General features: G+C 55.0%; 5 protein-coding genes, 1 tRNA gene, 2 rRNA genes and 1 pseudogene (1 of these 9 only partly in view). 5 read left to right on the top strand and 4 right to left on the bottom strand.

Annotation, left to right across the window (positions count from 1 at the left end; genetic code table 11):
- The 4 genes and pseudogenes from ACEWZM_RS08945 to ACEWZM_RS08930 all read left to right on the top strand — a co-directional run.
- A 23S ribosomal RNA gene (locus ACEWZM_RS08945) occupies nt 1-1293 on the top strand (it extends 1582 nt beyond the left edge of the window).
- A 124-nt stretch (nt 1294-1417) separates the two neighbouring features.
- Nucleotides 1418-1532 (top strand): 5S ribosomal RNA (rrf, locus tag ACEWZM_RS08940).
- Nucleotides 1533-1711: 179 nt separating this feature from the next.
- A tRNA-Met gene (locus ACEWZM_RS08935) sits at nt 1712-1788 on the top strand.
- A 196-nt stretch (nt 1789-1984) separates the two neighbouring features.
- Nucleotides 1985-2636: pseudogene (locus ACEWZM_RS08930) on the top strand (IS5 family transposase); the annotation flags it as partial.
- Nucleotides 2637-2686: 50 nt separating this feature from the next.
- Here the strand turns inward: ACEWZM_RS08930 and ACEWZM_RS08925 are convergent.
- The 4 genes from ACEWZM_RS08925 to ACEWZM_RS08910 all read right to left on the bottom strand — a co-directional run bounded on the left by ACEWZM_RS08925 (nt 2687) and on the right by ACEWZM_RS08910 (nt 6857).
- Nucleotides 2687-3481: an IclR family transcriptional regulator gene (locus tag ACEWZM_RS08925; RefSeq protein ID WP_414006102.1), complete on the bottom strand. Its 795-nt coding sequence runs from the start codon at nt 3479-3481 to the stop codon at nt 2687-2689.
- A 10-nt stretch (nt 3482-3491) separates the two neighbouring features.
- On the bottom strand, nt 3492-4850 hold the full coding sequence (locus ACEWZM_RS08920; RefSeq protein WP_414006101.1) for a TRAP transporter large permease: 1359 nt from the start codon (nt 4848-4850) through the stop codon (nt 3492-3494).
- Nucleotides 4850-5518 carry a TRAP transporter small permease gene (locus tag ACEWZM_RS08915; protein ID WP_414006100.1) on the bottom strand — a complete coding sequence of 223 codons (669 nt, stop codon included), beginning with the start codon at nt 5516-5518 and terminating at the stop codon, nt 4850-4852. The genes ACEWZM_RS08920 and ACEWZM_RS08915 overlap by 1 nt, the downstream gene beginning before the upstream one ends.
- A 106-nt stretch (nt 5519-5624) precedes the next feature.
- Nucleotides 5625-6857, bottom strand: a complete 1233-nt coding sequence (locus ACEWZM_RS08910; RefSeq protein ID WP_414006099.1) for a TRAP transporter substrate-binding protein — start codon at nt 6855-6857, stop codon at nt 5625-5627.
- A 111-nt stretch (nt 6858-6968) separates the two neighbouring features.
- Here ACEWZM_RS08910 and ACEWZM_RS08905 point away from each other — a divergent pair, with 111 nt between their 5' ends.
- On the top strand, nt 6969-8576 hold the full coding sequence (locus ACEWZM_RS08905) for a GMC family oxidoreductase (RefSeq protein WP_414006098.1): 1608 nt from the start codon (nt 6969-6971) through the stop codon (nt 8574-8576).
- Nucleotides 8577-8884 lie beyond the last annotated feature (308 nt).

The following is an 8884-nucleotide window of genomic DNA, read 5'->3' as shown; positions in this document are numbered from 1 at the left end:
GATCAGTCCCTGGAAATAGCCCTCCATGAGACCGTACCCTAAACCGACACAGGTGGACTGGTAGAGAATACCAAGGCGCTTGAGAGAACGATGTTGAAGGAACTCGGCAAAATACCTCCGTAAGTTCGCGAGAAGGAGGCCCGGTTCCAAGGCAACTTGGAGCTGGGGGCACAAACCAGGGGGTGGCGACTGTTTATTAAAAACACAGGGCTCTGCGAAGTCGCAAGACGACGTATAGGGTCTGACGCCTGCCCGGTGCCTGAAGGTTAAAAGGAGGGGTGAGAGCTCCGAATTGAAGCCCAGGTAAACGGCGGCCGTAACTATAACGGTCCTAAGGTAGCGAAATTCCTTGTCGGGTAAGTTCCGACCTGCACGAATGGCGTAACGACTTCCCCGCTGTCTCCAACATCGACTCAGCGAAATTGAATTGCCTGTCAAGATGCAGGCTTCCCGCGGTTAGACGGAAAGACCCCGTGCACCTTTACTACAGCTTCGCACTGGCATCAGGATTGTGACGTGCAGGATAGGTGGTAGGCATCGATACGTGAACGCTAGTTCACGTGGAGCCTCCCTTGAGATACCACCCTTCGCACTCTTGATGTCTAACCGCGGTCCGTTATCCGGATCCGGGACCCTGCGTGGCGGGTAGTTTGACTGGGGCGGTCGCCTCCTAAAGCGTAACGGAGGCGCGCGAAGGTTGGCTCAGAGCGGTCGGAAATCGCTCGTTGAGTGCAATGGCAGAAGCCAGCCTGACTGCGAGACTGACAAGTCGAGCAGAGACGAAAGTCGGCCATAGTGATCCGGTGGTCCCAAGTGGGAGGGCCATCGCTCAACGGATAAAAGGTACGCCGGGGATAACAGGCTGATACTGCCCAAGAGTCCATATCGACGGCAGTGTTTGGCACCTCGATGTCGGCTCATCTCATCCTGGGGCTGGAGCAGGTCCCAAGGGTACGGCTGTTCGCCGTTTAAAGAGGTACGTGAGCTGGGTTTAGAACGTCGTGAGACAGTTCGGTCCCTATCTGCCGTGGGTGTAGGATACTTGAGAGGAGTTGCCCCTAGTACGAGAGGACCGGGGTGAACGATCCACTGGTGGACCTGTTGTTGCGCCAGCAGCAGTGCAGGGTAGCTATGATCGGACAGGATAACCGCTGAAGGCATCTAAGCGGGAAGCCCCCCTCAAAACAAGGTATCCCTGAGGGCCGAGGTAGACCACCTCGTCAATAGGCCGGAGATGTAAGTGCAGCAATGCATTCAGTTGACCGGTACTAATCGCCCGATAGGCTTGATCTGTTCCAGTAACAGTCAGTGACACAATGAACCAAAAGCAAAACAAAACTGGACTTCATGTTGGTTGTATCTCGACGAGCGTCTCACAAAAATTGTGAAACATCGTCGATATATGGATTTTTCTCGGTTTGGTGGTCATAGCGCAAGTGAAACACCCGGTCCCATCCCGAACCCGGAAGTTAAGCACTGTTGCGCCGATGGTACTGCGTCTTAAGGCGTGGGAGAGTAGGTCACCGCCAAACCTAGTAAAATCCATAACTCTTAAACGATATTAATAACGAATACCCTTCAGACCATATCACCCTGAAGGGGACACGCAGTCGTGCTACAAGCAATACTGCAATAGTCCTAAACCGCCAAAATCGGCGATAGGACAAACAAAAGGGCTCAAGTAGCGTAAGCGATCGCCCAACAAAAGTGTCGCGGGATGGAGCAGCCCGGTAGCTCGTCAGGCTCATAACCTGAAGGTCGTAGGTTCAAATCCTACTCCCGCAACCAATCTTACAAAATCAAAAACACCTTAAAACAACGAAATAACGCCATAAAAACCGCCGATGGCGTTTTGACTCCTAAACCCGTGGAAGCACTCTGGAAGCATAACGAGACAGTTGGTGCGGTGGCGAAGGCTAAAGGTCAGGACCCATTGGTTTTCGGCTATCGACATGATTCACGGCTCGAAAACGAGCGGTGAATCATGTCTGATCTTTTCTGGCAAACTGACGCGCAGATCGCGCGCCTTGAGCCTTTCTTCCCCAAGTCCCACGGCAAGCCACGCGTTGATGACAGGCGGGTGTTGAGCGGGATTATCTTCATCAATCGCAATGGCTTAAGGTGGCGTGACGCCCCGCTGCCTATAGCCCGCACAAGACGCTGTACAACCGCTGGAAGCGGTGGAGCGACAAGGACATCTTTGCACAGATGATGGCCGATCTGGCAGCCGACTACTGCGAAGAGACGACCGTTATGATCGATGCGACATATCTGAAGGCACACCGCACCGCGACCAGCATGGGCGCCAAAAAGCGGGGCGTGGACGCCTGATTGGCCGAACGAAGGGCGGCATGAACGCCAAACTGCATGCCATCTGCGACAGCCAGGGGCGTCCGTTGAACCTGTTCGTTACTGCTGGGCAAGTCAGCGACTACATCGGGGCACGGGCTTTGCTGAGCAGCCTGCCGAGTGTCGATTGGCTCCTCGGGGGCCGCGGATATGATGCAGACTGGTTCAGAGAAGCGTTGAAAGACATAGGGATACGCGCCTGTATCCCCGGTCCGAAACAGCGGAAGAAACCGGTCGAGTACGACAAGCGCCGCTACAAACGCCGCAATCGGATCGAGATCATGTTCACCTAAGCGTCGGTGATGGACAACGAGTGTAGTCAGGCTGTCAAAAACCATTAGCTGTCGGCTGATTGATCCTCATGAAGCTTTGACAAGCTTATTGCCGCGCGTTTCAGTGGTTCTAGGAATTCTAGGATCTGAACCAGTGAACTCCGTTGAACCGGGGCGTGCACTGAAAGGGTCGCCATCAGCCTTTGTTGAGTGTCGAGAACTGGCACGGCAATCGCGGCCATACCGGTCATGAATTCCTCATCATCGGTCGAAAACCCTCGCTTTCGGGTCTTCTGCAGCTCTGCGCGTAGCGCCTCAGGAGAGGTGATTGTCTGCTCGGTCTGTGGTTCAAGAGCTCGGGCGGAGAGCACGCTGTTTAGGGTCGCGGGTCGCAGCGTCGACAGATACATCTTGCCGCTCGCGGTACAATGAAACGGCACCTGTGTGCCAATCGGCAGCTGGATGCGCAGCGGCCATTTGGTCTCTACCCGGTCCAGATAGGTCATGCCTTCGCGATCGGGCGTGGCCAGGTTGCAGGTTTCTCCGATTTCCTCAGCCACGGACCTGAGAATGGTCAGTCGGGCCGTGCGTAGATGTTCGGAGGACATAGTGTTGACCGCCAGTGATCTCAGTCTTGGGCCAGGTCCATAAGAGCGACCGTCGAGATCCCGTTGTAAAAAACCGACCTCTTCAGCTGTTTGCAATAGCCTGTGCAGCGTAGGTTTTGGCAGACCCAGAGCCTCAACCAGTTGCGCGGGCTTTACGGCGACGCCACGCCGGACGACCTCCTCCAAAATCAACAGTAACCGCAGATTAGTTGGAATCTGTGTTTCTTTGGCGGAGTTCGTCTGGTCGTGCATGGTGTCACATCTATCTATTGGGCAGTAAGAACAGCGCAAGGTCTGGAACCAGGGCGACCAGTATCCAGACGCTAATCAAAGCTGCAAGGTAGGGCACCGTATAGCGTAGCAGTCGGAAGTAGGGAACGCCCGTCACACCAGAAGCAACATAGAGATTGAGCCCGTAAGGCGGTGTGATAAAGCCAATCGAAGCCCCCACCAGAAAGATCACTGAGAAATGGACCGGATCGATCCCAACAGAGGCTGCAATAGGTGCGAGGATCGGCGCTAGAATGATGGTCACTGGCAGGCTTTCCAACACCATCCCCGAGAAAAACACAATCACCATCGAGGTGAACAGCACCGCGTGATAGCCGCCCATTGAGGTGACAAAATCGCCAATGGTCTGCTGAGCGCCCAGCAACGACAGGATCTGCTGCATCACCACCGAGATCGCAATCAACGGCGCTAAGATCCCGGTAATCTGGGCAGACCGTATCACTACCGATGGAATTTGCGGAATTGTGAAGCCTTCGACCACCAGCATCTCAGCATAGGATTTTTCCGAAAGTGGCTTGTCCTTGCGCGATCCCATGATCCGGTTGAAGGGATAGCTTACCAGCCCGGCGATCATACAGAACCCAACGGTAACGCCGGCGGCCTCCGTCGGGGAAAACTTGCCTGTGTAGATCCCCCAGAGCACCAAACCGATGGCGAAGAATCCGAGCCACGCCCCAAACGCAGTTTTTAGAACACGGGTCAATTGCAGCGGGATCAGATGGCCCCATCCGTTGATCCGGCAGATGATCCAGCAGGCCAGCTGCATGCCAATCACCATCAGTGCACCAGGCAGTATGCCGGCCACGAACAGGTCCGAGATCGGCAAGTTCAGCAGAAAACCATAGACAATAAAGATGATCGAGGGTGGGATGATAATCCCCACTGTACCGCCCGCCGCAGCTGTCGCCGCCGAGAAACGCTCATCATAGCCGCCTTTGACCATCTCGGGATGCAGCATGGATCCGATGGTTGCGGTGGTGGCCGAATTTGAGCCGGAGATGGCCGCGAACAACCCACAAGCCCCAAGGGCGGCCATGGCAAGCCCGCCACGCAGCCATCCAAGACACGCATAGGCGAAATCGGACAATCGCCGGGCAATCCCCGATTGGTTGATCAGATCGCCAGTGAGGATAAACAGCGGCATTGCCAAAAGGGCGAAGCCCTTGTTGAAGACGTTCAGCAGCTCCGCCCCCATATTGTCGAGCGTCAACCCCAGCACAAAGGAGCAGCCGATCACCCAATAGGCAATGACCAGCAGTACCGGCACACCCAGCATGAATAGAAACGTAACCCCCAGTGAGATTAGCGTGACCCAGGATCCATCGGTCATTATATGTCCCCTCCGATCACGGCCTGCTTGATCAGCGGTGCGCCAGAGCGCCAATTGCTTAGATCCTCGATCAGGTTTTCAAACACCCGCGCAACCATCAGCACAAAGGACATCGGAGCGGTGATCAGGAACCACCACTGCATGACATTGTCAGTGCCCAGCACGATCTGAAAGTTCGACGCAGACAGGGCCGTCATGCGCGTGGTCGTCACCAGCACGATCACAGCAAAGATGAACCACAGCACGGCATCCAGCATCAGACAGGCTAACTGCCCGGCACGCGGCATCATCGTGCGAAATTCAGCAAAGCTGAGATGGGTGCGCAACCGCACATTAAAGGCGGCCCCAAACCAGGCCATGATCATGAACAGCAAAGGCGGAATCGTGGTCGACCAGGGCTGTTGATTGGAAAAAATGAACCGATCTATGACGCCCCAAAAAATGATAAAAGCAATCGCCAGATAGCTATAGACCATAATGGTCCGCTCTAGATGTCGATCCAGCCAGGGCAGCAGCCTGTAAACCCACAGCATCACCAGCCCGGCTAACGCCGTTGCTATGGTGCCAAAGACCCAAGTGCCGTCAGCCTTGAGCGCATTGCGGATTTCCCAGCTGTCCTGTGATGCAAATGCACGAAAAATATCACTGATCTCCGACCAGAGTGCCATGTCTACCTCCCTGATGTCCGCCGGGTTGTTCCGGTCTGTACGGACAGGCAGATCGGCGCATTCCGGCGCCGATCCATGAATACCTACCTAAAATTGTAATTCCGTATCAGGATTTCCACCACCGGCGAGGTTCAACATTCTCTGGCTTCATGTCCTTGGGCACCTGACGGGCGATGTCATAGATCTCCTGGTAGGTGTCGATGCCGCCGGCCCAGCCGTTCAGGCGTTCGCGCCACTGTTCCCAAAGCTGTGGTTGGAACTCGGGCGAGCACATTTCCTCAGCCATTTTGATCTGATCATCGGCCAGGAAAGCATTGCGGACATTGTTTTCAGCAAAAATAGTACCTGGCATCTGCGGGTCGGAATGGCCAACGGTTTTGACCAGCGCGGCCTCATTTGCGGCTTGCACATGGGTCTGTGCCCAATAGGCGCTCTCCATCACCGCGTCCTGTAGATAGCCCTCAAGACTATCAAAGACTGCGGCACTCATTGAGGTATGTTCGGTACCGCAGAAGAATTTCAGGTCCACCGACTGGCTGACTACTGGCGACATATTTGCATAGGCGACAGCCGAGGCCCAGGTTTCGGCTCCGTCGATCAACCCCTGCTTCAAACCATCAAGGGTTTCTTCCCATGCCACCGGGACCGGGTTGAGGTTTAGCGCCTGCATGGCGATCCGGCCCAGCTGGGTGCCTGTCACACGGTTCTTAGTGCCAAACAGCTGCTCCAGCTTGGTCACGGTGGGCTTATCTTCCCAGCCCAGGCCCAGCTGAATGCCGCGCAGCTCACAATGGCTGAACAAGAACTTCAAACCGTGCCGTTTTTCCAACGGGTCCCGCAGGATATGCTGGGATTCAGGGCTATATAGGAAATGATACTGCGAGGCCCGACCGGGGAACATATAGGCATAGTCGAGCACATTGAGATAAGGTGCGCCACCGGCCGAGTTCTGAGTGGAGGCAGCATAGATATCGACGATCCCCTGCTGCGTCTTCTCAACGCAGGAGGTCTGGCCGCAGATCTGGTTGTTGCCGATGAATTCGATACGGATCTCCCCATCCGTACGGCTTTCCAGATCGCGGGCGAATTCCAACGCTCCAGCACGCTCAATCAGCAGGTTCTGCGCATTAAATCCGGCGGCGCCAAACTTTAACGTGTGTTTTGCTGGCTTGCTAAAGCGCTTCTCATAGGTCGATTCAGCTGCTGATGCGAGATTGGCCAGGCTCATGGCCCCTCCAAAGCCTCCCGCCGCCAAAAGAGTCGAACTCATACCGTATCGCCCAGCAACGCGGAACAAGTCCCGCCGCGAGATATGATGAAGATTCTTCTTGAGTCCCATAGTCTTCCTCCCTAGATGGCTATTATTGAGACGTTTTATCTCAAAAAAAGCTAGCTCAAATCATGCAATCTGCATAGACTTTTTTTCGCGAGCAACTGGAGGGGGTGCGTTTTGGAGGCTGACTTTATCATAGTGGGTGCAGGTTCTGCGGGCTGTGTCATTGCCAATCGGTTGAGCGCGGACCCCAGTAAAAAGGTGATCCTACTCGAAGCGGGCGGGAAAGACATCAACCCGTGGATCCACATCCCTGTTGGCTACTTCAAAACTATCCACAACCCAAAGGTGGACTGGTGCTATAAGACGGAACCGGATCCAGGGCTAAACGGGCGCTCAATTGATTGGCCCCGTGGGAAGGTGCTGGGCGGTTCCTCTTCGCTCAACGGCTTGCTCTATGTGCGCGGACAATCACAGGACTATGATCGTTGGCGTCAGATGGGCAACGAGGGGTGGGGTTGGGACGATGTTCTGCCCCTGTTCAAACGATCCGAAAACAACGAACGCGGCGGCGATGCGTTCCACGGAGATCAGGGCGAGCTTTCTGTATCGAACATGCGAATTCAACGCCCCATCACCGATGCTTGGGTGGCAGCGGCCCAGGCCGCAGGCTACAAGTTCAACCCAGACTACAATGGCGCAGATCAGGAAGGCGTTGGGTTCTTCCAACTCACGGCACGCAATGGGCGGCGCTGTTCTTCGGCGGTGGCCTTTTTGAACCCGGTCAAATCTAGGCCAAACCTTCAGATCATAACCAATGCCCATGTGCAGCGTGTTGTTTTGGATGGAAAACGCGCAACCGGAGTTGCCTATAAGGACCGCGCGGGCAAAACTCATATCATCCAAGCAAAGCGCGAAGTGATCCTATCTGGTGGGGCGATAAATTCACCGCAAATCCTGATGCTTTCGGGTATCGGCGAGGCAGAGCACCTGGCCGAGCATGGTATCAAAGTGGTCGCAGATTTGCCCGGCGTTGGCAAAAATATGCAGGATCACCTGCAGGCCCGGCTGGTCTATAAATGCAACGAACCAACCTTAAACGACGAAATCAGCTCTTTGCTGGGCCAAGCAAAGATCGGGTTGAAATACCTAATGTTTCGGGCTGGTCCGATGACCATGGCCGCTAGTCTTGCTACCGGGTTCGTGAAAACGCGCCCTGAGTTGGAAACCCCTGACATTCAATTTCACGTCCAGCCACTGTCTGCGGAAAACCCGGGTAAAGGCGCGGACAAATTTTCAGCTTTCACCATGTCTGTCTGTCAGCTCCGCCCCGAGTCTCGCGGTGAGATCCGGTTGAATTCCAGTGACCCCGGCACCTACCCAAAGATCATTCCCAATTACCTCTCGACTGAGGTAGATTGTCAGACGGTGGTCGAGGGCGTGAACATCGCCCGGAGGATTGCTCGGCATGCTCCATTGAAATCTAAGATATCAGAAGAATTTCGCCCCCACGCCGACCTGGATATGGACGACTATGACGCGACGCTGGACTGGGCTCGCAACAATACCGCGTCGATCTACCACCCAACCGGCACCTGTAAGATGGGCCGGTCCGTTCAGGCGGTTGTGGACGCACAGCTACGCGTTCACGGAATATCGGGCTTACGGGTTGCCGATTGCTCGATCATGCCCGAAATCGTGAGCGGAAACACCAACGCTCCCGCTATATTGATAGGCGAAAAGGCCAGTCAACTCATTTTACACGCTCACAAAAGGCCGAGCTAGGGACCGATGTGTAACATCTGCGACTGAGCGGTCTTTGTCGTCACATCTCTATAGTGCTCAGGAGGCGTAGATCGGTGTTGGCCCAGTACGTGTCACAGTCAATGCTCTGAAGCCTTCATCTTGCGGCGAACATGATCAACTCGCACACGTCGGCGTGAGAGACGTCAGTTTGAACGAAGAGGATGAGTTCGCGGTGATCGTGGCCTGGCAGATCACTCCCGGATTTAGAACGTTGTCGAAATGCGGCCAAGGTACACCCTGAAAAACCATGGCCTCAGGAACGTGTGTGCTTGGCCGCATTCGGCGCG

It is taken from the genome of Phaeobacter cretensis, from assembly GCF_047372505.1.
GTDB classification, from domain to species: Bacteria; Pseudomonadota; Alphaproteobacteria; order Rhodobacterales; family Rhodobacteraceae; genus Phaeobacter; species Phaeobacter cretensis.
The sequence above is the reverse complement of the archived record's forward strand: the minus strand, read 5'-3'. Positions and strand labels throughout refer to the sequence as shown.

Excerpts from the sequence above, each read along its gene's own strand:
- ACEWZM_RS08925 (WP_414006102.1), bottom strand. The coding sequence starts at position 3,481 with ATGCACGACCAGACGAACTCCGCCAAAGAAACACAGATTCCAACTAAT.
- ACEWZM_RS08920 (WP_414006101.1), bottom strand. The coding sequence starts at position 4,850 with ATGACCGATGGATCCTGGGTCACGCTAATCTCACTGGGGGTTACGTTT.
- ACEWZM_RS08915 (WP_414006100.1), bottom strand. The coding sequence starts at position 5,518 with ATGGCACTCTGGTCGGAGATCAGTGATATTTTTCGTGCATTTGCATCA.
- ACEWZM_RS08910 (WP_414006099.1), bottom strand. The coding sequence starts at position 6,857 with ATGGGACTCAAGAAGAATCTTCATCATATCTCGCGGCGGGACTTGTTC.